This is a genomic window from Dickeya sp. NCPPB 3274 (assembly GCF_000406205.1).
Classification (GTDB): domain Bacteria; phylum Pseudomonadota; class Gammaproteobacteria; order Enterobacterales; family Enterobacteriaceae; genus Dickeya; species Dickeya fangzhongdai.
The window spans coordinates 801,645-822,840 of sequence record NZ_CM001979.1 but is presented as its reverse complement, the minus strand read 5'-3'; the positions used below and the strand labels follow the sequence as shown (position 1 = coordinate 822,840).

General features: G+C 57.6%; 20 protein-coding genes and 2 pseudogenes. 13 read left to right on the top strand and 9 right to left on the bottom strand.

Features of this window, described 5'->3' with window-relative positions:
- Positions 1–7: 7 nt before the first annotated feature.
- The 3 genes from DXX3274_RS04415 to iolG all read right to left on the bottom strand — a co-directional run bounded on the left by DXX3274_RS04415 (position 8) and on the right by iolG (position 3,765).
- Complete coding sequence (locus tag DXX3274_RS04415; RefSeq protein ID WP_042858785.1) at positions 8–1,555, bottom strand: sugar ABC transporter ATP-binding protein; 1,548 nt, start codon at positions 1,553–1,555, stop codon at positions 8–10.
- Between the two features lie 56 nt (positions 1,556–1,611).
- Positions 1,612–2,550 carry a substrate-binding domain-containing protein gene (locus DXX3274_RS04410; protein ID WP_033111610.1) on the bottom strand — a complete coding sequence of 313 codons (939 nt, stop codon included), beginning with the start codon at positions 2,548–2,550 and terminating at the stop codon, positions 1,612–1,614.
- A 228-nt stretch (positions 2,551–2,778) separates the two neighbouring features.
- Positions 2,779–3,765, bottom strand: a complete 987-nt coding sequence (gene iolG, locus DXX3274_RS04405) for an inositol 2-dehydrogenase (protein WP_042858784.1) — start codon at positions 3,763–3,765, stop codon at positions 2,779–2,781.
- A gap of 152 nt (positions 3,766–3,917) precedes the next feature.
- On the opposite strand from iolG, the gene DXX3274_RS04400 reads away from it, so the two are divergent.
- From DXX3274_RS04400 to DXX3274_RS24490, 9 genes and pseudogenes are all read left to right on the top strand, one after another.
- A complete protein-coding gene (locus DXX3274_RS04400; RefSeq protein WP_152495223.1) occupies positions 3,918–4,382 on the top strand; it encodes a hypothetical protein in 465 nt (154 codons plus the stop codon).
- Between the two features lie 74 nt (positions 4,383–4,456).
- A pseudogene (locus DXX3274_RS24500) lies at positions 4,457–5,207 on the top strand (AAA family ATPase).
- A gap of 190 nt (positions 5,208–5,397) precedes the next feature.
- Positions 5,398–5,757, top strand: a complete 360-nt coding sequence (locus DXX3274_RS23605; protein ID WP_152495222.1) for a hypothetical protein — start codon at positions 5,398–5,400, stop codon at positions 5,755–5,757.
- 35 nt (positions 5,758–5,792) lie between these two features.
- Entirely contained in the window at positions 5,793–6,044 is a 252-nt protein-coding gene (locus DXX3274_RS04390; RefSeq protein ID WP_042858781.1) for a hypothetical protein, read from the top strand.
- Positions 6,044–6,337: a 2Fe-2S iron-sulfur cluster-binding protein gene (locus DXX3274_RS22630; protein WP_071603907.1), complete on the top strand. Its 294-nt coding sequence runs from the start codon at positions 6,044–6,046 to the stop codon at positions 6,335–6,337. Before DXX3274_RS04390 ends, DXX3274_RS22630 begins: the two co-directional genes overlap by 1 nt.
- Before the next feature lie 8 nt (positions 6,338–6,345).
- Positions 6,346–7,011: a hypothetical protein gene (locus tag DXX3274_RS04385; RefSeq protein ID WP_042858780.1), complete on the top strand. Its 666-nt coding sequence runs from the start codon at positions 6,346–6,348 to the stop codon at positions 7,009–7,011.
- Positions 6,959–7,252, top strand: a complete 294-nt coding sequence (locus DXX3274_RS04380) for a hypothetical protein (protein ID WP_152495221.1) — start codon at positions 6,959–6,961, stop codon at positions 7,250–7,252. The genes DXX3274_RS04385 and DXX3274_RS04380 overlap by 53 nt, the downstream gene beginning before the upstream one ends.
- A 437-nt stretch (positions 7,253–7,689) precedes the next feature.
- A pseudogene (locus tag DXX3274_RS24495) lies at positions 7,690–8,472 on the top strand (PAS domain-containing protein); the annotation flags it as partial.
- Positions 8,473–8,502: 30 nt separating this feature from the next.
- Positions 8,503–8,994 (top strand): methyl-accepting chemotaxis protein, encoded by a 492-nt coding sequence (locus DXX3274_RS24490; RefSeq protein WP_256379570.1) that lies wholly within the window; start codon positions 8,503–8,505, stop codon positions 8,992–8,994.
- Between the two features lie 225 nt (positions 8,995–9,219).
- Here the strand turns inward: DXX3274_RS24490 and DXX3274_RS04370 are convergent, their stop codons facing one another.
- Positions 9,220–9,741: an NUDIX hydrolase gene (locus tag DXX3274_RS04370; RefSeq protein WP_050569933.1), complete on the bottom strand. Its 522-nt coding sequence runs from the start codon at positions 9,739–9,741 to the stop codon at positions 9,220–9,222.
- A 130-nt stretch (positions 9,742–9,871) separates the two neighbouring features.
- Here DXX3274_RS04370 and sbmC point away from each other — a divergent pair, with 130 nt between their 5' ends.
- On the top strand, positions 9,872–10,333 hold the full coding sequence (gene sbmC, locus DXX3274_RS04365; protein ID WP_042858778.1) for a DNA gyrase inhibitor SbmC: 462 nt from the start codon (positions 9,872–9,874) through the stop codon (positions 10,331–10,333).
- A 204-nt stretch (positions 10,334–10,537) separates the two neighbouring features.
- Here the strand turns inward: sbmC and iolD are convergent, their stop codons facing one another.
- Complete coding sequence (gene iolD, locus DXX3274_RS04360) at positions 10,538–12,469, bottom strand: 3D-(3,5/4)-trihydroxycyclohexane-1,2-dione acylhydrolase (decyclizing) (RefSeq protein WP_042858777.1); 1,932 nt, start codon at positions 12,467–12,469, stop codon at positions 10,538–10,540.
- 26 nt (positions 12,470–12,495) lie between these two features.
- Positions 12,496–14,007, bottom strand: a complete 1,512-nt coding sequence (locus DXX3274_RS04355; RefSeq protein WP_042858775.1) for a CoA-acylating methylmalonate-semialdehyde dehydrogenase — start codon at positions 14,005–14,007, stop codon at positions 12,496–12,498.
- 312 nt (positions 14,008–14,319) lie between these two features.
- Between DXX3274_RS04355 and DXX3274_RS04350 the strand changes: the two genes are divergently transcribed.
- A complete protein-coding gene (locus tag DXX3274_RS04350) occupies positions 14,320–15,177 on the top strand; it encodes a MurR/RpiR family transcriptional regulator (RefSeq protein WP_042858774.1) in 858 nt (285 codons plus the stop codon).
- A gap of 232 nt (positions 15,178–15,409) precedes the next feature.
- On the top strand, positions 15,410–16,216 hold the full coding sequence (dkgB, locus tag DXX3274_RS04345) for a 2,5-didehydrogluconate reductase DkgB (RefSeq protein ID WP_042858773.1): 807 nt from the start codon (positions 15,410–15,412) through the stop codon (positions 16,214–16,216).
- 66 nt (positions 16,217–16,282) lie between these two features.
- Here dkgB and yafC read toward each other — a convergent pair whose 3' ends face one another.
- Complete coding sequence (gene yafC, locus DXX3274_RS04340; protein WP_042858771.1) at positions 16,283–17,170, bottom strand: DNA-binding transcriptional regulator YafC; 888 nt, start codon at positions 17,168–17,170, stop codon at positions 16,283–16,285.
- Positions 17,171–17,275: 105 nt separating this feature from the next.
- Here yafC and DXX3274_RS04335 point away from each other — a divergent pair, with 105 nt between their 5' ends.
- Positions 17,276–18,451: an MFS transporter gene (locus DXX3274_RS04335; protein ID WP_042858770.1), complete on the top strand. Its 1,176-nt coding sequence runs from the start codon at positions 17,276–17,278 to the stop codon at positions 18,449–18,451.
- 42 nt (positions 18,452–18,493) lie between these two features.
- Here DXX3274_RS04335 and DXX3274_RS04330 read toward each other — a convergent pair whose 3' ends face one another.
- Entirely contained in the window at positions 18,494–19,915 is a 1,422-nt protein-coding gene (locus DXX3274_RS04330; protein WP_050569806.1) for an APC family permease, read from the bottom strand.
- 125 nt (positions 19,916–20,040) lie between these two features.
- Entirely contained in the window at positions 20,041–21,195 is a 1,155-nt protein-coding gene (locus DXX3274_RS04325; RefSeq protein WP_042858768.1) for an iron-containing alcohol dehydrogenase, read from the bottom strand.
- Position 21,196 lies beyond the last annotated feature (1 nt).

Here is a 21,196-nt window from a genome sequence, read left to right as displayed (position 1 = left end):
ATCTCCGTTATGCGGCCTGTGGTGCGTCATGGCAGATGGCCATCAGGGTCATCAGCCGCTCTTCCGTGGCGTCATCGCCGTGCAGTTCGCCGGTGATCCGGCCTTCGCTAAGGGTGATGATGCGATCGGAAATCGCCATCACCTCCGGCAGATCGGAGGAAATCACGATCACCGCCACGCCCCGTTTCGCCATATCGAACAGCACCTGATGCACTTCGGACTTGGTGCCGACGTCGATACCGCGCGTCGGCTCATCGACGATCAGCACCCGGGGGTTGAGCGCCATACAGCGCGCCAGAATCACTTTCTGCTGGTTGCCGCCGGAGAGCTTGCGCACCTCCTGCTCGCTGTCCACCATCTTGATGCGCAACGCCTGCCGGTAGGATTCGATCAGGTCGTCCTCGCGGCGGGTGTCGACGAAGTAGCGCCAGCGCAGCAGCGACGACAGGCTGGAAAGCGACAGGTTGTTGCGGATCGACAAGCCCAGCACCGCGCCCTCTTTCTTGCGATCTTCCGGCACCAGCGCAATGCCCTGATCGAGCGCGTGCAGCGGATCGACCGGGTGATAGACCTGGCCGTCAAGCCAGAATTCGCCGGAGGTAAATGGGTCGGCGCCGAACAGGCAGCGCGCCACCTCGGTACGGCCGGCGCCTACCAGCCCGGCGATGCCGAGGATCTCGCCCGCGTGCACCTGAAAACCGATGTTGTCGAGCGCGATGCCGTGCGGATCGAGCGGCGGTTTTTCCCGGCACAGCCCTTTCACTGCCAGCCGCACCGGTTTGTCCTGATGATGGGTTTCCGACGGCGGGCGACGGCTGAACACCACGTCGCGCCCGACCATCATGCGGATGATGCCCGCCACGTCGATGTCGGCCACGTTGCCGGAGCCGGTGTAACGGCCGTCCTGCAATACGGTGAAGCGGTCGCACAGTTGGAACACTTCGTGCAGCCGGTGCGTCACATAAATCACGCTGACGCCGCGCGCTTTCAGCTCGCGCACCACTCGGTGCAGGCTCTCCACCTCGCTATCGCTCAGCGCGGCGGACGGTTCATCCATCACGATCAACCGGGCGTTGAGGGTCAATGCGCGGGCGATTTCCACCATCTGCTGCTGCGCCACGCTCAGCCGCGCCACCTGCGTGGTCGGTGATATGTTCAGTTGCAGGTACTCCAGCACCGTGCGGGCTTCCTGATTGACCGCCTGCGCATCGACAAACAGCCGGCTGCGTTGCAGTTCGCGGCCGAGAAACATGTTTTCCGCCACCGTCATGTTGGGCAACAGGTTGAATTCCTGATAGATGGTGACGATGCCGCGGTTCTGCCGTTCTACCGGCGAGTCCTGCGGCGACAGCAGTTCGCCGTTGAAGCGAATATCGCCGCTGGTCTGGGGCTGCGCGCCGGCCAGCGCCTTGAGCAAGGTGGACTTGCCGGCGCCGTTCTCGCCCAGCAGGGCGTGGATCTCTCCCGGCAGTACCGTCAGCTGCACCTTATTGAGCGCCCAGACGCCGGAGAAATTCTTGGCCAGATCGGTAATGTTCAGTAAGGGTTCAGTCATGGGATGGCCCTCGTTGCGCACCGGCCGCCGGGCCGGTGCGTGAGTGGTATGTCCGCTTATTTACCCGCTTCGCCGATACGTTCCGCGTCGTTCAGGTTGTCTTTGGTGATCATGGTCGGCGGATAATCCGCGCCGGTGATCGGCGACTTGGTGCGAATATTGTTGGTCAGTTGGGTCATCGCCTGCGTCACCGCGTAGCCGGGGCGTTGATCGGCGGTTACCGACAGCCAGCCGTCACGCACGCGGGCCAGCGCTTCCGGCACCGCGTCGAAGCCGGTCACCATCACTTCGCCCGGTTTCAGCCCCTGACTTTGCAGCGCTTCGATCGCCCCCAGCGCCATGTCGTCGTTGGCCGACAGAATCACCTGCGGACGCTTGGGCAGCGACGGCAACACGCTTTCGACGATGCGCATCCCTTCAGAACGCATCCAGTTGCCGGTTTGATCCGCCACCAGGCGATACTTGCTGCCGCCCGCTTTCAGGCTGTCGCGGATGCCCTGGGTACGCTCAATATTCGACGATGACCCCGGTTGCCCGGTCAGCAGCACGATGTCGGCGCCGTTCGGAAAGCGCGCTTTGACGAAATCGGCAATCGCCTGACCGCCCTTGTAGTTGTTGGCGCCGAAGTGCGGCACTTTCTTGTCGGTCTTCACCGAACGGTCCAGCGTCACTACCGGCAGTTTGGCGTCCTGAATCTCCGTTACCGCGCCCGACACCGCGTTGACGTCATTAGGCGACACCACAAAACCCTGCGCGCCGCGGGTGATGGCGTTTTCCAGATCCGCCACCTGTTTCGGGGAACTGCCCTGGCTGTCCAGCACCTGCAGGTTAACGCCCAGTTCTTTAGCGGCCTTGACCGCGGTTCGCTGCATGTGAACTTCAAATGGCATCGCCAGATTGGGGGTACTGAACACAATCTGCTCGTTCTGGGCCTGTGCCAGACCGGACGACATCGTGAAGGCCATCGCCGCGGCCATGATGGTTATCTTTTTCATGGTGTTGTCTCTGCATCAGTTGGGTGTAAGTTATACCCGTCATACTTCAAGTTGCAGATGCGTTGGCTTTCCTCGTTCACCCCAGTCACTTACCGATGTAAGCTCCTGGGGATTCACTGCGTCGCCGCCTTCCTGCAACTCGAATTATTTAGGGTATAGACGTCAGGTCATGTTGTTATTGATGTCGTGATGTCAGGGTCTAATGCCATGTCAGACCCTGTAGTTATGTCAGAGCGAAACCGCACGCCCCGTCGCCAGCGATTCCAGCGCTTTGTCGGCCAGATACAGCGCCCGCTCGCCGTCGACGCCGCTGCATTCGGGCTGGGTACGCCCGTGCAGCACCTCGACGAAATGACGCCATTCCGCCGCGTAGGCATCGCGGTAACGCTGCAGGAAAAAGTGTTCCGGTTTGGCGGCGAGGCAACCTGCGTCGCCCCAGTGTTCCACCTGATTTTCACGGATATTGCCCGCACTCAGCACGCCGAGCTCGCCGTGCAGTTCCAGCCGCTGGTCGTAGCCGTAGCCGGAGCGGCGGCTATTGACGATGGTCGCCATCGCGCCGGAGGCGAATTTGAACACCACAAAAGCGGTATCGATGTCGCCGGCCGCGCCGATGGCCGGGTCGACCAGATTGCTGCCCTGCGCGAACACCGACACCGGCTCTTCGCCCATGATGAACCGCACCATGTCGAAATCGTGGATGGTCATGTCGCGGAACATGCCGCCGGACACGCGCACATACTCCGCCGGCGGCGGCGATGGGTCGCGGGAGATAATCATCAGCGATTCGGGCTTGCCGATGCGTCCTTCGCCCGCCAGCGTTTTCACCCGGCGAAACTGCGGGTCGTAGCGACGGTTAAAACCGACAAACAGCGGCACCTGCTGCTGCTCCACCACCTTCAGGCAGTCGCGCACCCGGGCGATATCCAGATGCACCGGCTTTTCGCAGAAGATGGCTTTGCCATGACGGGCGGCCAGCTCGATCAGGTCGGCGTGGGTATCGGTGGCTGAGGCGATCAGCACCGCGTGTACCGCCGGGTCGGCCATCGCCTCGTCGACGGTTTGCAGACGGGCCTGATATTTATCGGACAGCGCCTGGGCGTTGGCGGGGTTGGGGTCCACCACCGAATAGAGACAGGTTTCCCGATGTTCGGCGATGTTGACGGCATGAACCTGGCCGATGCGGCCGGCGCCCAGTAAAGCAATGTTAAACATGGCTACTCCCTCGATACCGCGGGGTATCACTGGTTGGTTGTAGGGGTTCAGGGTCTGTTCTGCTTGTAGAGTAAAGACAATAAAACGTTTATTTCAATTTCAGTAAAACTGGAAATTATGTTTTTGCGTGCCAGCTAACATTTTGGTGACATATGAGCAAAATAGTGTTAGCACAATCACGAAACCGCGGCTGGGTCGTCAGCGCGTTGCAGGACGAAAAAAAACGTAATCAAGGCATGGAATTAGTAAACAAGGATGACGCCGTGTCTTGCAGCTGGCGCGTGGATAAAACGGCCGGAGCACCTGCGGGCATCATTGCCCACCCGTCCCCGGCAGCGAGTAAAAATGAAATAAATATTTCAATAGTTGCCTCTGTTGCAGCGCAGCAAGAACCTCAGCACCGCATTTTTTTCACAAAAATAGCGGTTTTCCTGAAAATAACGGTTTCCCTAAAAACAACGTTGATCTTGATAATGATAACCATTACTATCTGTGTGGTTGTTGGTTTTAGCGACCCTGTATCGCCTCATAAAAAACAAACGAATGATATTGCCTGCGGTTTAACAAAACGCTTCATCGGCATTGCATACGGCCCGGGAATAAAGGCATTGGAATAATTGACCCACTGTGGTAGTGAATAGTTGTGGTAGTAATATCGTTGTGGGCAGTCCATGGCAGGAAATGACGCAGAATGATTTCGACTCAATACATCAGCCGTATCTCTCTTAATCGCGATAAAGTGGTCTCATTCGACCATTATCCTTTTTCCATTCCTGCGATTCGTTCATTTGACTTTATTACCCCCCACCCTAACGTCACCTTTTTTATCGGCGAGAACGGCACCGGAAAGTCAACGCTGCTGGAAGCCATTGCGGTATCAATGGGGTTTAACCCCGAAGGCGGCACCCGGAACTTTCAATTTCAGCACCCGGGCGTCGCACTCAGAGCTATCCAATTACCTGAGAATCGCCAAAGGCGTACCGCGCCCCCGCAATGGATTTTTTTTTCGTGCCGAGAGCTTTTTTAACCTGGCCTCCGAAATCGAACACCTTGATGCCGAACCGTCTTTCGGCCCGCCGGTGATTAATTCGTATGGCGGCCACTCCTTGCATGAGCAGTCGCACGGCGAATCTTTTCTCTCATTAATGATGAACCGTTTTGGCGGCAAAGGACTGTATCTGCTCGACGAACCGGAAGCCGCGCTGTCGCCGGCCAGACAGTTGGCGATGCTCGCCAGAATGCATGACCTGATTCTGGATGATTCCCAATTTATTATCGCCACCCATTCGCCGATTCTGCTGGGTTATCCGGATGCGTTAATTTATCAGTTTGATGGCGATAGCCTCTCCCAGGTGAATTATAAAGATACCGATCATTACCAAATTACACGTTCGTTCCTGAACAATCCTGAAAAAATGCTACAGGAGTTAATGAAGAAGTAATAGAAAAGCTATTAAAACCACGTAGTGCATTCAGTTGCCTATACACCATTAATGATCATTGCATCCATAAAGTCATGGAGGAATATCAACGACCTAATTTTAAAAAAACCATATGAAATCACACAGAATCATTCTGATTTAACAAATCAATAAAATTGTACTTCTGAGGGCATCTTTAAAGGAATAATAGATGATCAATCTATCTATAAAAAGAATATTATTTACTTCAACGTTATTAACCATGACCTTATTTTATCAAAACATAAGTATCGCCGATGGAGATATAAATGCAAAATTGACATACAAAAATGAGCGTGAGACAATAAAAAAATTAGCAAATTATTCAAGAGTCAGCGCGTCATGCGCTATTAAAAAAAATAAAATAATTCCAGACTCGGCCAGCAGCACGCTGAATTCAAGCATGGGAGACAAGAAAGACCGATGCATACAAGAATGTTTATATACATTACCAACTGGCTCGTTTGATGGCGGCTCCTTTCACAGCTGTATGGCTGAGTGTATGGGAATGATCCCCATGTGTGATATTTAATTCCTATTTAAAACCAAAATTATGGAGTCATAACCATGTTCATTTCAGACAAAGACGTCGCCAGCAAAGTTATTAATAAGTCATCGGCGCTTATCACTTTAATTGAAAAAGAACTGGCCGATCTGGGTAGTCAGCTGCCAGAAGAAGAATATAACAACTGCAAACGTATCGCAGGTGAGCTCCTTTATACCCTGTGCATGAACGTTTTAAATGAAATCTCCATTGATCACCCTGATTTAAAACCAAAAGGATTTACCGTTTACGTTCAAAAGGAAGAGAACAAATAATGCCAATTTATCATATAAGCATCATGAGCTGTGGAACAACAAAGACAATAAAATGCAGCGATGACCAATATATACTGGATGCCGCGGAGCAAGAAGGCGTAGAACTGCCCTACAGTTGCCGGGCCGGCGCATGCTCGTCATGCGCATGCAGACATTTAACTGGAAAATATGATGACTCCGATCAGTCTTTTCTCGATGAAGATCAACGGGGACAATATATACTCCCATGCGTCACCTATCCACAATCTGATATGTTTATCATGTCTCATGCCGAGGAGGATTTAACCTCATGAACAGGAGAATGTTCATCATATCCGGGTTAGCATTAGGGCTTTATAGCGTCACGCATCGAACTTATAGTGCTCTAACGAAAAAGCCCATCATAATAAATACCGCACTCATCAATGACGAGCAGAAAATTATCAGCAGGCTGGATAAATTTCTCTTTAAGAAGGGACAATGTGGCTTTTCAGACTCGAAAGGCCGTATCCCTGTAAAATTCATTTTGCGTTTTTTTGAAAAAGACACCATGAAGCCGCTGACTGGCGCTAAAGTAGGGCTGTGTCTTTCTGATGCGTTCAAAGCACAAGGAAAAACGCCTTCAGTAAATAATACGTGTAATGCAACATGGGCAGAGGTGACGGAGAAAAATCATTTGGAGTTTTCTACCCACATTCCCAAAATTACGCTAAAAAAAGACCGACTCATGAACCCCATCGATTTTATCATCAGAAAAGAGGATAAATTCTCGATATCCAGATTTAACTTCTCGAATGATTTTCTGCAAACACGAAGAGATTTGCATACGGAGGTTAAAAATGGCGTATATACCCATACATTAACCGATCGGGCTATAGAAGTTTATGGTCAGGACGTTGATAGTGCGGTAGCTGAATTAGTACCTGAAATGATGAATGGCTATTTTCACGTCGCGATGGATTTTATTGTCGAAGATCTTAATTCATAGCGGTATGAATGGCGGTGAGAAAAATAGGGGGATGCTATTGCTTCCCCCTCAGGCTAATACCATCAATACCACCAATGCCACCAATGCCACCAATGCCAGTGCAGCGATGAGTGATGCGGCAGGAAAACCGGCATCACCGAATAAGGTTCTCGTAGCCCAACAACCGGGCGCTTCTGTCGAGAGAACGGCAGGCAGAGCCTTACAGAGGCGTCATGTCCTCATCATCAAGGCATCGGCATGAAATAAAAATTTTACTGATTACCGTGCATCATGAAGACCGCGCCGGGAAAAACCGATGCAGTAATCCCCCGCTGAATGCCGTCATTTCGATGCTAACGCCAGAACGGGCACGCGCCTAACATACTGACGGACTGGGTCACCGGACGCTGACAAAGCCGGGGCGGTCGATAAATCGCAGGAACCGCATTCGGCGCGATATGGCGCGGCCCAGTAGGACAACGCCTGAAACGAGCCAGTTACTCGACCAAAACGGTATAACCCGCCAAAAATGAATAAAACAGCATGAAGGGCTGCCATAAATTCAAATCTGCACTATTACTTTCTTATCAGCTCCACATCATTTACCCGTCATGCTTCAGGTTGCAGGCATGCTGCCCTTCCTGCAACCCAAATTACTTAGGGCATAAAAAGGTCACTGGTATGTTTCCGGTATAGGGGATGGCGATGTTTGGATTATCAAAAGTGCTGAGTACAGAAGGAAAAAAGATTACGGCATCGAAGGCAAGCACGTCGGAACAGGATATGAACGCGATTAAGCAAAACATTGCTTATATCGAATTTCTACCTGATGGCACCATTCTTTATGCCAACCCGATTTTTCTCGACCTGCTTGGATATACGCTGGATGAAATACAAGGCGAGCATCATCGTATATTTTGCGATCCGCGATACGTATCCTCAGAACATTACCGTATATTCTGGCGCCGGCTGGCCAGCGGCGAATCCTTTTCCGGCGTATTCGATCGCTATAACAAACAACATGATAAGTTCTTCCTGAGAGCGACCTATTTCCCGGTAAAAAACCGTAATGGCGACGTAATGAAGGTCATCAAACTGGCGACCGACATTACCCAGAACCATCAGGCGCTGGTGGATAAAGAAGCTATTCTCTCCGCCCTGCACCGTTCACTGGCGGTGATCGAATTCACTCCGGAAGGAAATATTATCTGGGCCAACGATAACTTCCTGAAAACCATGGGCTATAGCCTGGAGGAAATACAGGGCCAACACCATCGGATGTTCTGCTACGACATGTTTTACCGGGAAAACCCGCGCTTCTGGGACAAGCTCAATAACGGTGAGTCGTTCGTCGGCCGTTTTGAGCGCAGAACCTCGCAGGATGAACGGGTCTGGCTGGAAGCGAGTTATAACCCGATTCTCGATGCCCACGGCAACGTGTACAAAGTCATAAAATTTGCTTCCGATATCACCACCCGAGTCGAAAACGCCAAACGCATCGCGGATATCGCGGTGACCACGTCGGAGCAAACCTCGCAAATCACCTACAATGCCAGCGAGGTGCTGACGGAAACGGTCAACAATTCCGAACGGATTACCGCGCAGGTCAAGTCGGCATCGGAAATCGGCGCCAGCCTGAATGAACATGCCAAGAACATCAGCGCGATCATCAGTACCATCGACGCTATCGCTTCCCAGACCAACATTCTGGCGCTGAACGCGGCGATTGAAGCCGCGCGGGCCGGCGAGTCTGGGCGCGGTTTTTCCGTGGTGGCGGAAGAGGTACGAAAACTGGCGATCTCCACCTCGACGGCGACGCAAAAAATCACCCATATGGTTGAGGACAACGCCAGGTTAATCGAACAGATGTACCAGCAACTGGATCAAATTAATCAGTTCTTAGGGGATGAGAGAGAGAAAATACACGACCTGTCGCGCGGCTTTAGTGAAATTAACAGCGGCGTATCCGCATTTGTCGATGTAATACATAGATTAAACGTGTAATTCAGCTACGATTCCGGCGGCTTATTTTTACGACCAGATAATAAATAATCTCCAGCTCATTATTTTAATGATCATATAAATATGACCCGACGTAAAACACGCCGCCGGTTTTTAATGCTATCGGTTTTTAACGCTATCATTTGTCAACGATATAGTTTGTCAACGATATAGTTTGTTAACGCTATCACCTGGAGCGCCTATATATTGAAGGGACTACGTCAGGCGTTATTCATCCCAGACTTCGAGCGGCTCATCAATTATGCGACCGGCTATAAGGGCATCGGCATGACGTGGAAGAGTTATGGGATAGAACGTTTCTTGCGACACCCTTAATTCTCCCAGCGGCCACCACTGATAGCACAGGTGGTCCTCACGTTCGAACGGTTCTCTATAACGCTCATCAATAGTTTGAGGCGCTATTTCGATCCTGGCACAACAAATCGCCTCATGCTGCAAGCGGCGCTCTCCCCGGTAGGTATAGAGGACGTCCCGTTTCCATAGCGGTGAGCTTACTGAAGAGGCTGGGAGGTTGATTCCTGTTTCCTCGTAGAGTTCGCGTATCACTGCCTGTGTGATGGATTCACCCGGTAAAACGCCGCCGCCGGGCAGTTCCCAGGATTCTAAAAACGCTGGGTTGCTGGCGTCCCGGGTGCTCAGGAGAAGAACGCGGTTTGAGCCGTCAATAAGCAGTACACGCGCAGCGAATCGCTCTTTACGTCCACTGAGGTTCTTTATCGACTTCAGCATAGCTATCAATCTCATTAATTTGTCCCACAATGGGATCTTACACGGTATAGCTCGATGAAACATGCCGCTATCATGCCCTCAGTTGGGAAAATCGATAAATACACAGTCATCATCTTCGTAAGGATCAGATATGGATTACAACGTTCAGCATGTGAATAAACGTCATGCGGCCGGGTTCCATCTGGTGGGCCCCTGGGAACAGACGGTGCCGCAAGGATTTGAGCAACTGATGAAATGGGTGGACGAGCACGCGGTACAGCCGCTGGAATGGATTGCGGTTTATTACGGCAACCCGCAGGAAATCCCGCCGGAAAAACTGACGGCGGATACCGTGGTAAGCGTGGCCGCTGATTTTCGTCTGCCCGCCAACAGCAACGGGGCGATCACGACGGAGATCGCCGCGGGTCGGTATGCGATTGCCCGCGCGCGCGTATCCAACGATGATTTCGGCCTATCGTGGCAGGCGTTTTTTGCCGCGTTACTCGGCGATGGTAACACCGTCGACACGACGCGCTCCTGTTTCGAAGTCTATCTCAATGACGGTTATAGCGACGGCTACTGGGATATCGACATGCATATTCCGGTTCAGTGACGCATAGCGCATGGCATACCCAGCCCTTCGGGTCTGCCCGAAGGGCTGTCAGGCGCGTCACCCGCCATATTGATAGCGGCATTGATCCGTATACAGCGGCAATTGATAGTAATAGCGATGATGCGCATCAGTACCGTGGCACACATCATCGCGGGTGCAGATGCCGCTAAAAATGCCGCCTGAAAGGTTTATCCGTCATCAGCCCTAATACTGCCGTGCTCTCGAGCGCTGCAATTGCACCTCGCGCGCCGCGGCTTCAATCGCCGGGTTGTCCGCCACCTGCGCGGTGCCGGTGTTCCACCAGGCGTCGTAGCCGTGGGTCATGGTTTTCGGCAGCACTTTGATATCCAGCAAGCACGGGCCGGGGTGCGCCTGCGCCTCGCGCAGCGCCTGCAATAACGACGCCTCGTCCCGCACCGTCCATGCCCGACAGCCGTAGCTTTCGGCGTTGCGGGCGAAATCCACCGTCACCAGCGAACCGGTCAATTTGCCGCTGTCCCGATCGCGCCGCCGGTTCTCGGTGCAGAAACTGCCCATCCCCTGACTCATCTGCAGGTTGTTGATACAGCCGAACCCGGCGTTGTCGAACAGCAGCACGGTAATTTTGATGCCTTCCTGCACCGCGGTTTGCAGCTCGCTGTGCAGCATCAGGTAAGAACCGTCGCCCACCATCGCGTACACCGGCTGTCGCGGCGCCGCCAGCCGCGCGCCCACCGCCGCCGCGATCTCGTAGCCCATGCAGGAGTAACCGTACTCCAGATGATAGCTGTCCGGCGTTTTCACCTGCCACAGCCGTTGCAGGTCGCCGGGCAGCGACCCGGCCGCGCCCACCACGATGGCGTCGTCTTCCAGCGCGTCGTTCAACAGCCCCAGCACGCGGGTTTGCGTCAGGCGAGTGCCAAGCGTCTCGCGGTACTCGGCCAGTTGCGCCTCCAGATGTCCGGCGATTTCCAGCCCCTGCCCGTCTTCGTCGCGCCGCTCAAACAGCCGCTGACGCTCGCGTTGCCAGTCGAGGCGGGCCTGCGCTACCTCCGTCCCCCAGCCGCTGCGATAGCCCTGAGCGTCCAGCGCCTGCGTCAGTTGCGTCAACCCTTCGCGGGCGTCGGCGATCAGCGCGACGGCATCCAGTTTGAACGCGTCGAACTCCGCCACGTTGAGCAGCAAAAACTCTACCTGCGGATGGGTAAACAGCGACTTGGAGGCGGTGGTGAAATCGGTCAGCCGGGTGCCGACGCCAATCACCAGATCCGCCTGCGCCGCCAGCCGGTTAGCGGCCTGACCGCCGGTGACGCCGATGCCGCCGGCGTTAAGCGGGTGTTCCGACACCAGCGCGCCCTTGCCCGCCTGGGTTTCGCCAAACGGCAGATTAAAGCGCTCGGCAAACTGACGGAAAGCGTCGTGCGCGCCGGCATAGCGCACCCCGCCGCCGCAAATCAACAGCGGGCGGCGCTTGCGCGCCAGCAGTGCCGCCGCCTGCGCCAGCCGGGCGCTATCCGGCGGGCGGCGTTCCAGATGATGCACCCGCCGCTGGAAGAACGCCGCCGGGTAATCCCAGGCTTCCGCCTGCACGTCCTGCGGCAGGCACAGCGTCACCGTGCCGGTATCCGCCGGGTCGGTCAGCACCCGCATGGCGTTGACAAGCGCGCTCATCAGCTGTTCCGGGCGGCTGATGCGGTCCCAGTAGCGCGACACCGGCCGCAGGCAGTCGTTGGTGCTGATGGTGGCGTCATGATACTGCTCGATTTGCTGTAACACCGGGTCGGGCTGACGGCTGGCGAACAGGTCCCCCGGCAGCAGCAACAGCGGAATGCGGTTGGCGGTGGCGGTGGCCGCCGCCGTCACCAGATTGGCGGAACCCGGCCCCACCGAGGTGGTCACCGCGTACACGCGCCGCCGCCGATGCTGTTTGGCAAAACCAACGGCGATGTGCGCCATGCCCTGCTCGTTGCACCCCTGATGCACCTGCAGGTGCCCGGCATCCTGCTCCAGCGCCTGCCCGATGCCAAGCACGTTGCCGTGCCCGAAGATGGTCATCACCCCGGCGAACAGCGGCGTTTCCTCGCCGTCCACGTGGAGATACTGCTGATTGAGAAACCGGACCAGCGCCTGCGCCATGGTCATTTTCAACGTGTCCATCGTTTGCTCCCGCAAGTCAGGTGGAATTACTCCAGCGTTGGCATCACAAAGCTACTGGCGTGTTGTTCCAGCCGCACGCTGGCCGGCCAGCGGCTGGTAACGGTTTTCATCCGGGTGTAGAAACGCACGCCGTCGTTGCCGTGCACGTTGAGCGGGCCAAAAATGGAGCGCTTCCAGCCGCCGAAGCTGTGGAACGCCATCGGCACCGGGATCGGCACGTTGATTCCCACCATACCCGCCTGCACCTCTTCGCTGAACTGGCGGGCGGTTTCACCGTCGCGGGTGAATATCGCCGTGCCGTTGCCGTATTCGTGCTGATTGATCAGGGTCAGCGCGGTCTGGTAATCCGGTACGCGCACCACCGACAGCACCGGGCCGAAAATTTCCTCCCGATAGATCTGCATCTGCGGCGTGACGTTGTCAAACAACGTCGGGCCGACGAAATAGCCCTGCTCATGCCCCGGCACGCGAAGTCCGCGGCCGTCGACCCGCAATGTGGCGCCTTGATCGATACCGCTTTGAATATAGCCGGTAATCTTGTCGCGGTGCGCGCCCGAAATCACCGGCCCCATGTCGTTTTCTTTGCCGTCGACCAGGCCGGGGCCGACACGCATGGCGGCGACCTGCTGCTCTAGCTTGCGGCACAGCGCCTCGGCGGTGTCATCCCCCACCGCTACCACCACCGACAGCGCCATGCAGCGCTCGCCCGCCGCGCCGAACGCCGCGCCGAGGATGGCGCTGGCGGCCATGTCCATGTCGGCGTCCGGCATCAGGATGCAGTGGTTCTTGGCGCCGCCCAGCGCCTGACAGCGCTTGCCATGCGCCGACGCGGTGCGATAGATGTACTCCGCCACCGGGGTGGAGCCGACAAAGCTCACCGCCTGTACGCGCGGGTCGGTCAGCAGCACGTCCACCGCTTCTTTATCACCCTGCACCACGTTGAACACGCCGTCCGGCAGGCCGGCCTCTTTCAGCAGCTTCGCCAGCAGCAGCGACAGCGACGGGTCCTTTTCCGACGGCTTGAGCACGAAGGTGTTGCCGGTCGCCAGCGCTATCGGGAACATCCACATCGGCACCATCGCCGGGAAATTGAACGGCGTGATCCCCACGCACACCCCCAACGGCTGCATCAGCGAGTGGCTGTCCACGCCGGTGCCGACGTTGGCGGAGTGCTCGCCTTTTTGCAGATGGGGAATGCCGCAGGCGAACTCCACCACTTCCAGCCCGCGGGTCAGTTCGCCCACCGCATCGGAATAAACTTTGCCGTGCTCTTCGGAAATCTGCCGCGCCAGCGTGCTCAGGTTCTCTTCCAGCAGGGCCTTGAAACGGAACAGGATGCGGGCGCGACGCAGCGGCGAGTGTTTCGCCCAGTCGGGAAACGCCGCCGCCGCCGCGCCGATGGCCTGTTTCACCTCATCGGCGCTGCTCAGCGCCACCTGACGAATCTGTTCGCCGGTGGCCGGGTTGAACACCGGCGCGACGCGCGCGCTGTGGCTGGGCGCGATTTCACCGTGAATGAAATTGGATACGGTTTCCATGGTTACACCTCTGCTGGGGTTTAGGGTGACAGATGGCTGATATCGCCTTACTGTATATGAAATAAAAATTCCATTTTAATAAGAAATAAAACAAATATTGATTATTGTGATCCAGGATAGATTTTCCGGCAAACGGCAGGCAACCAGTGTTTAACCGGCTTTTCTCGCGGTTTAATCAGCCGGTAACGCACAGAAAAACTGAATTATTCATTCTATTTTTCACCGAAAAAATGACAAATCGGTTTGAAATGCCGGTTCAACTCACTAGAATCGGATCAACAGCATCCCGCCGGGATGACGGAGAACAACACTATGGCTATGGCGACCAGCCTGAGAGAATTACAGGAGCAGATCCGCGCGCGGTACGACTCCCTGAGCAAGCGCTTGCAGCAGGTGGCGCGCTACGTGCTGGACAACACCAACAGCGTGGCGTTCGACACCGTGGCGGTGATCGCCGAGCAGGCGGACGTACCGCCCTCCACGCTTATCCGCTTCGCCAACGCCTTCGATTTCAGCGGTTTCAATGAAATGAAACAGCTGTTCCGCATGAATCTGGTGGAGGAAACCGCCAGCTACACCGATCGGGCGCGGCTGTTTCGGGAGATGGAAGACACCGTGCCGGAACGTCCGCAGGACATCCTGCTCGAATTCGCCCGTTCCAACGCGCAGGCGATGCAGCAACTGGCGGCGCGCACCCAGCCGGAAGATCTGGAAAAAGCGGTCGACCTGTTGGCGCAGGCCGACACGATCTACATCGTCGGGCTGCGGCGCTCGTTCAGCGTCGCCACCTACCTGTCTTACGCGCTGAGTCATCTGGAAAGCCGGCCGGTGCTGGTCAACGGACTCGGCGGCATGTTCCGCGAGCAGCTGTGCCGCCTGAACGACAAAGACATCGTGGTGTCGATCAGCTTCTCGCCGTACGCGCAGGAAACGGTGATGGTGAGCGAAATGGCCGCCAGCGCGGGCGCGCGCCAGGTAGTGATCACCGACAGTCAGTTAAGCCCGCTGGCGACGCTCAGCGATGTGTGCTTTGTGGTGAAAGAAGCGCAGGTGGACGCGTTCCGCTCCCAGTCTGCCACGCTGTGTCTGGTGCAGTCGCTGATGGTGTCGCTGGCCTATCGTCAGGGCAACAGCCTGCGCCAGCGCGAAGAAGGCCAGAAAAGCGCCTGACGGCTGTATCCATTATCGATTTACGTCAGTATCGATTCAGGAAGCCCCGGTGTTGTGCCGGGGCTTTTTTCCGTCGCGGCTTTTCCGCCGCTACTTTCCTGTCTCTGTACCACCGGCATTTCGTCGTATTATTGCCGCAGCAGCAAAAAACCTCTGCGTTTGTTCACCTTTTTCACAGAGTCGCGCTTCGTGATAATTCTCCGCCTTATTCCTGTGACAAACGAGGTCAATCATGGCAGTTCCTGCATTCGGGTTAGGTACGTTCCGCCTTAAAGACGAGGTGGTGATCGCATCGGTCAACGATGCGCTGGCGCTGGGCTATCGCGCTATCGATACCGCGCAGATTTATGACAACGAAGCGGCGGTGGGTCAGGCGGTGGCGGAAAGCGGCGTGCCGCGCGGCGAGTTATATCTCACCACCAAGATCTGGACCGAAAACCTGAGCCGGGAAAAACTGATTCCCAGCCTGAAACAGAGCCTGCACAAGCTGCGCACCGATTATGTGGATCTGACGTTGATCCACTGGCCATCGCCCGGCAACGCCGTCAGCGTGGCGGAATCCATGCAGGCGCTGATGGAGGCGAAACAACAGGGGCTGACGCGCGAAATCGGCGTGTCCAACTTCACCATCGCGCTGATGCAGCAGGCGATTGACGCCGTCGGCGCCGGGCAAATCGCCACCAACCAGATAGAGCTGTCGCCGTACCTGCAAAACCGCCGCGTGGCGGACTGGGCGAAGGCGCACGGCATCCACATCACCTCTTACATGACGCTGGCCTACGGCAATGCGCTGAAGGATGCGGTGATCGGCGCGATCGCCGCGAAGCATCAGGCCACACCCGCGCAGGTGGTTCTGGCCTGGGCGCTGGCGCTGGGTTACGCCGTGATCCCGTCGTCGACAAAACGCGAGAACCTGCAAAGCAACCTGCTGGCGCCGACGCTGACGCTGGATGCCGACGACATGGCGGCCATCGCCGCGCTGGAACGCAATGGCCGCTTGGTTAGCCCGGACGGGCTGGCGCCGGAGTGGGATCGGTAATCCGGTTCTGGCGAGTAACGGTCAGGCCAGTACCGCCTTACCGCACGCCGGACAGTTTTTGCTTTTTCACCGCGTCACCTGCTCGCTCAGAAAATCGATAAACGCCCGGATGCGGGTGCTGACGGCGCGGTCGCTGTAATAGACCGCGCTGAACGGCATCGCCACCGGCAGGCGCTGATCGGCAAGCAGTTCCACCAGCTCGCCGCGGGCGATTTCCCCGTCAATCATGTAATCCGACAGGCAGGCGATGCCGTTGCCCGTCAGGCTCAGTTGTTTGAGGGTTTCGCCGCTGTTGGACGATAACCCCACCTCAATCTCATACAGTTGACCGTCCGCGCGCGCCACTGGCCAGGTGTTGAGCGATACCGGCTCGGTAAACCCCAGGCAGAGATGCTGCGCCAGCGCATCCACATGCTGCGGCGCGCCGTGTTTCGCCACATAGTCCGGCGAAGCGACGATCTTGCGATAGCTGGTAAACAACGGGCGGGCGCGCAGGCTGGAGTCGGTCAGCGTTCCGGCGCGGATCGCCACATCGACTTTACGCTCAATCAGGTTGATGAACGTCTCCGACGACACCAGCGACAGCGTCACCTCCGGGTAGCGATCGCGAAACGGTTTGACCAGCGGCATCAGCAGATGCAGCACCACCGGCGTGGCGGCATCGATGCGCAGCAGACCGCGCGGCGTGCGCCGGGTTTCCATCAGTTCGGTTTCCGCCGCCGCCATCTCCTGCAATATCTGCTGTACCCGGCGAAAATAGCGCTCGCCCTCTTCCGTCAGGCTCAGTTGCCGCGTGGTGCGGTTCAGCAGGCTGACCCCCAGTTTCATTTCGAGTTTCTTCACCGCCCGGCTCACCGCCGAGTTCGCCAGCCCGAGCTGTTCCGCCGCCCGGCTGAAGCTGCCGCTTTCCACCACCGAGACAAAAATCGCCAGCTCTTCCGAGGTCGCCTTCATTTTTGCTTCTCCAGCAAAATTCCATTGAGATTTTAGCTATTTTTGTTATTTAAGCAGTTCTCCATACTGAACGCCATTATTCAAACCCGTTCTATGGAGATAATTATGCCGCTGGCGTTACTGGCTCTGACCATCAGTGCCTTTGCAATTGGCACCACCGAATTTGTGATTGTCGGCCTGGTGCCGACCATCGCCGACCAACTGGCGATCTCGCTGCCCTCGGCAGGGCTGCTGGTTTCCATTTACGCGCTGGGCGTCGCCGTGGGCGCGCCGGTGCTGACCGCACTTACCGGCGAGCTACCGCGCAAACCGCTGCTGGTCGGGCTGATGGCGCTATTCACCGCCGGCAACCTGTTGGCCTGGCTGGCCCCCAACTACGCCACGCTGGTGGCGGCGCGGCTGTTGACCGGGCTGGCGCACGGCGTGTTTTTCTCGATTGGCTCCACCATCGCCACCAGTCTGGTGCCGAAAGAAAAAGCCGCCTCGGCGATCGCCATCATGTTCGGCGGACTGACCGTGGCGCTGGTGACCGGCGTACCGCTGGGTACCTTCATCGGCCAGCACGCCGGCTGGCGCGAAACCTTTCTGGCCGTCTCGGCGCTGGGAGTGATTTCACTGTTAAGCAGCCTGATGCTGGTGCCGAACACCATCCCCGGTAGGGCCATCGCCAGCCTGAAAGCACAGTTGCAGGTGCTGACTCACCCCAGGCTGCTGATGATCTACGCGATTACCGCGCTGGGTTACGGCGGCGTGTTCACCGCCTTCACCTTTCTGGCGCCGATGATGCAGGATCTGGCAGGGTTTAGCCCGGCCGCCGTAAGCTGGATTTTGCTGGGTTACGGCGTGTCGGTGGCGATTGGCAATCTCTGGGGCGGCAAACTGGCGGATCGCCACGGCGCGGTGCCGGCGCTGACATTTATCTTCGCCGCGCTGGCGCTGTTGCTGCTGGTGTTCCAGTTCACGGCATCTATTCAATACGCGGCGCTGGCGACGGTATTGGCGATGGGGGTGTTCGCATTCGGCAACGTACCGGGCCTGCAGGTCTATGTAGTGCAGAAGGCCGAACAGTATGCGCCCCACGCCGTGGACGTCGCCTCCGGTTTAAACATTGCGGCGTTTAACGTCGGCATCGCGCTGGGGTCGGTGATTGGCGGGCAGACGGTCGCCCGTGGCGGACTGGCGCAAACCCCGTGGATTGGCGCGGTGATTGTCGCGGCGGCGCTGCTGCTGATCACCCTGAGCGGCCGGCTGGACAGGCAGCCTCGTCCGCTGCTGGATTGAAAAAACAGCTCATGCCGGGGGATTCGGCCCCGGCATGTTCCGTTATCCTTGCGAATCCATGTTCTCCAGCGTGAAGGCGCGCCCCGCCTGTCGGGGCCAGCAGGCGAACAGATACCCCGCCAGCGCGATCCCCACCACCGCCCACGGGATGAAGAACACCAGTTGTGACGAAGACCCGCTCAACACGTCCATGTTGTCGCTCACCATCAGCAACGCCACGCCCATCAAGACTGCCGAGCACAGCGGCGCCCACAGGCGACTCCAGACGGACGCCGGATAATGGGGCGCGCGACGAAAGAACATCACCACCGCCACCGATACCCCGCCCTGCAACAGCAGGATCGCCATCGTCGCCACCGCCGATCCCCAGGCGAAGATATGCATCATCGGGTCCGCGCCGCCCGCCGCCAGCACCAACAGCAGCGTCAGCATCATCAGTGTCTGCACCAGACTGGCGACATAGGGCGTGCCTTTGTCGCCGCGCACCCGCGCCATCTTCGACCACAGGACGCCGTCGCGGCTGATGCTGAACAGATAACGGGAAATGTTGTTGTGGAACGCCTGCGCGGCGGCGAACAGGCTGGTGATCAGCAACAGCGACATCACCTGTTCCGACCAGGGCCCCAGCAAGCGGCTGGCGACGTCGAACACGAACCGCCCCGGATTGTTGAGCGCCTGCTCGCGCACCTGATCCAGCCCATACGCCTGCACCATCGTCCAGCTGGTCAGCGCGAAGAACAACGTGATTAGTGTCACCGCCATTAGAGTGGCGCGGGGAATGGTTTTGGTCGGCTCCCGGCACTCTTCGCCGTAAATGGCGGTCGATTCGAAACCGATAAAGGCGGCGATGGTGAACACCAGCGCGATCCCCAGATTGCCCTGCTGGATCACCGACGGCGTAAAGGAGGCGAACGTCAGCGGTTGCGGCCCGTGCGACCACAGGATCACGACGTCGGTCAGCAGCACGATGCCCACTTCCAGCAGCATCAGAATGCCCAGCACCTTGCCGCCGATCTCCACGCTTTCGATCCCCAGATAGCAGATCACCAATAACATCGCGCCGCTATACGCCCACCAGGGAAAATTGACGCCGAGATGATCCTGCACATACATCTGGCTGAAGAAACCGAACAGCGCCACCACCGCGATCTGGATGGCGAAATAGGCCAGCAACGCTACCGTCAGCGCGCTCACGCCGGTGCGCCGCCCCAGCCCCAGCGCGATGTAACTGTAAAATGCGCCCGCGTTGGTCACGTAACGGCTCATGGCGATATAGCCAAAGGAGAACACCAGCAAAATCGCCCCGGCCAGCACATACATGGCGGGAATGCCCGCGCCGTTGCCCGCCGACATCGCCACCGGCAGCCCACCGATCACCCCGGTCAACGGCGAAGCGGCCGCGACCACGAAAAACACCAAAGACCACAGCCCCAGGCTGTTCTTTTTCAGTTGATTCTCTTTCATTTCGGCCCTCGCGATCTCGCAGCGGGTTGATAAGCTGAAGGACGTCGCCGCCGCGCCGGCGGCGGTGCGTCCGTGTGGTTGTATCTACATGATTGTATCTACATGGTTGTGACTACATGGTTGTGTTACAGGCAGGCCCGGTACAGGGCCTCCACCTCATCCCGCGTGGCGATGCGCGGGTTCTGCTGCAGGCTAAAGCCCATCGTCTGCACGCAGTTGTCCGCCATCCACGGAATGTCTTTCTCATCAACGCCTAAATCCCGCAGCGTGAAGTTCAGCGCCAGCGTCCCCAGCAACTGCCGGATCAGCACGATGCTGCGCTGGGCCTGCTCTTCTTCGCTCAGCGTCGCGACATCGTCGCTCATCGCCCGCGCCACCGCGGCAAACCCGGCCACGTTGTCGCGCCAGGAGAACGCCATCAGCGCCGGATAAAGCGCCGCCAGTCCCTGACCGTGGGTGATGTTGTACAACCCGCTCAGCGGGTGTTCCATCGCGTGCGGCAAGCCGCAGGCCGACAGGCCAATCGCCATGCCGCCGAGGGTATTGGCCCAGCACACCTGATCCCAGGCGTCCAGATCGCCGGCGTCGCGCCAGACGCGCGGCAGATAGCGCGCCAGCAGGCCGATGGCTTCCCGGCTCATGATCGCGGTCATCGGCTGAACATAGCGCCCGACCAGCGCTTCGATGTTGTGGCTCATGGCGTCAAAGCCGGTCGACGCCACCATCGCCGGGGTCTGGGTCACCATCAGCGTCGGGTCGATGATGGCGGTGTGGGCGAACAGCGCCGGGCTGACGAACACCAGTTTGTCGTGGGTGGCCGGGTTGGTGACTACCGCCACGCAGTTGCCTTCGCTGCCGGTGCCCGCCGTGGTGGTCATCAGCACCAGCGGCAGCGCCTCGCCCGCCGGGGCGGGAACGGATAAATACTCGACCACCGAACCGGTATGCTTCGCCATGAAGGCGATGGCTTTGGCGGCATCCATCACGCTGCCGCCGCCGACCCCCAGCACCACGTCGCACTGGTGCATACGCGCCAGCCGCGCGCCGTCATCCACCGTGGTGCTGAGCGGGTTGGACTCGATGCGTTCAAACAGAAAACAGGTCACGCCGCTGGCCGCCAGCGCGTCGGTCACCCGGTCCAGCAGGCCGGTTTTGCGGCAACTGGCGGTGCCGGTCACCAACAGCACCTTGCGGCCCAGTTGCGCCACCACCTGCCCGACCCGCTGCGACTCGCCGCGCCCAAAGCACAGATTGACCGGTTGCAGATAAGAGAATTTCATA

What these genes read in the sequence shown, in the direction of transcription:
- DXX3274_RS04415 (WP_042858785.1), bottom strand. Translation starts at nt 1,555, where the DNA reads ATGACTGAACCCTTACTGAACATTACCGATCTGGCCAAGAATTTCTCC.
- DXX3274_RS04410 (WP_033111610.1), bottom strand. Translation starts at nt 2,550, where the DNA reads ATGAAAAAGATAACCATCATGGCCGCGGCGATGGCCTTCACGATGTCG.
- iolG (WP_042858784.1), bottom strand. Translation starts at nt 3,765, where the DNA reads ATGTTTAACATTGCTTTACTGGGCGCCGGCCGCATCGGCCAGGTTCAT.
- DXX3274_RS04400 (WP_152495223.1), top strand. Translation starts at nt 3,918, where the DNA reads ATGAGCAAAATAGTGTTAGCACAATCACGAAACCGCGGCTGGGTCGTC.
- DXX3274_RS23605 (WP_152495222.1), top strand. Translation starts at nt 5,398, where the DNA reads ATGATCAATCTATCTATAAAAAGAATATTATTTACTTCAACGTTATTA.
- DXX3274_RS04390 (WP_042858781.1), top strand. Translation starts at nt 5,793, where the DNA reads ATGTTCATTTCAGACAAAGACGTCGCCAGCAAAGTTATTAATAAGTCA.
- DXX3274_RS22630 (WP_071603907.1), top strand. Translation starts at nt 6,044, where the DNA reads ATGCCAATTTATCATATAAGCATCATGAGCTGTGGAACAACAAAGACA.
- DXX3274_RS04385 (WP_042858780.1), top strand. Translation starts at nt 6,346, where the DNA reads ATGTTCATCATATCCGGGTTAGCATTAGGGCTTTATAGCGTCACGCAT.
- DXX3274_RS04380 (WP_152495221.1), top strand. Translation starts at nt 6,959, where the DNA reads ATGGCTATTTTCACGTCGCGATGGATTTTATTGTCGAAGATCTTAATT.
- DXX3274_RS04370 (WP_050569933.1), bottom strand. Translation starts at nt 9,741, where the DNA reads ATGCTGAAGTCGATAAAGAACCTCAGTGGACGTAAAGAGCGATTCGCT.
- sbmC (WP_042858778.1), top strand. Translation starts at nt 9,872, where the DNA reads ATGGATTACAACGTTCAGCATGTGAATAAACGTCATGCGGCCGGGTTC.
- iolD (WP_042858777.1), bottom strand. Translation starts at nt 12,469, where the DNA reads ATGGACACGTTGAAAATGACCATGGCGCAGGCGCTGGTCCGGTTTCTC.
- DXX3274_RS04355 (WP_042858775.1), bottom strand. Translation starts at nt 14,007, where the DNA reads ATGGAAACCGTATCCAATTTCATTCACGGTGAAATCGCGCCCAGCCAC.
- DXX3274_RS04350 (WP_042858774.1), top strand. Translation starts at nt 14,320, where the DNA reads ATGGCTATGGCGACCAGCCTGAGAGAATTACAGGAGCAGATCCGCGCG.
- dkgB (WP_042858773.1), top strand. Translation starts at nt 15,410, where the DNA reads ATGGCAGTTCCTGCATTCGGGTTAGGTACGTTCCGCCTTAAAGACGAG.
- yafC (WP_042858771.1), bottom strand. Translation starts at nt 17,170, where the DNA reads ATGAAGGCGACCTCGGAAGAGCTGGCGATTTTTGTCTCGGTGGTGGAA.
- DXX3274_RS04335 (WP_042858770.1), top strand. Translation starts at nt 17,276, where the DNA reads ATGCCGCTGGCGTTACTGGCTCTGACCATCAGTGCCTTTGCAATTGGC.
- DXX3274_RS04330 (WP_050569806.1), bottom strand. Translation starts at nt 19,915, where the DNA reads ATGAAAGAGAATCAACTGAAAAAGAACAGCCTGGGGCTGTGGTCTTTG.
- DXX3274_RS04325 (WP_042858768.1), bottom strand. Translation starts at nt 21,195, where the DNA reads ATGAAATTCTCTTATCTGCAACCGGTCAATCTGTGCTTTGGGCGCGGC.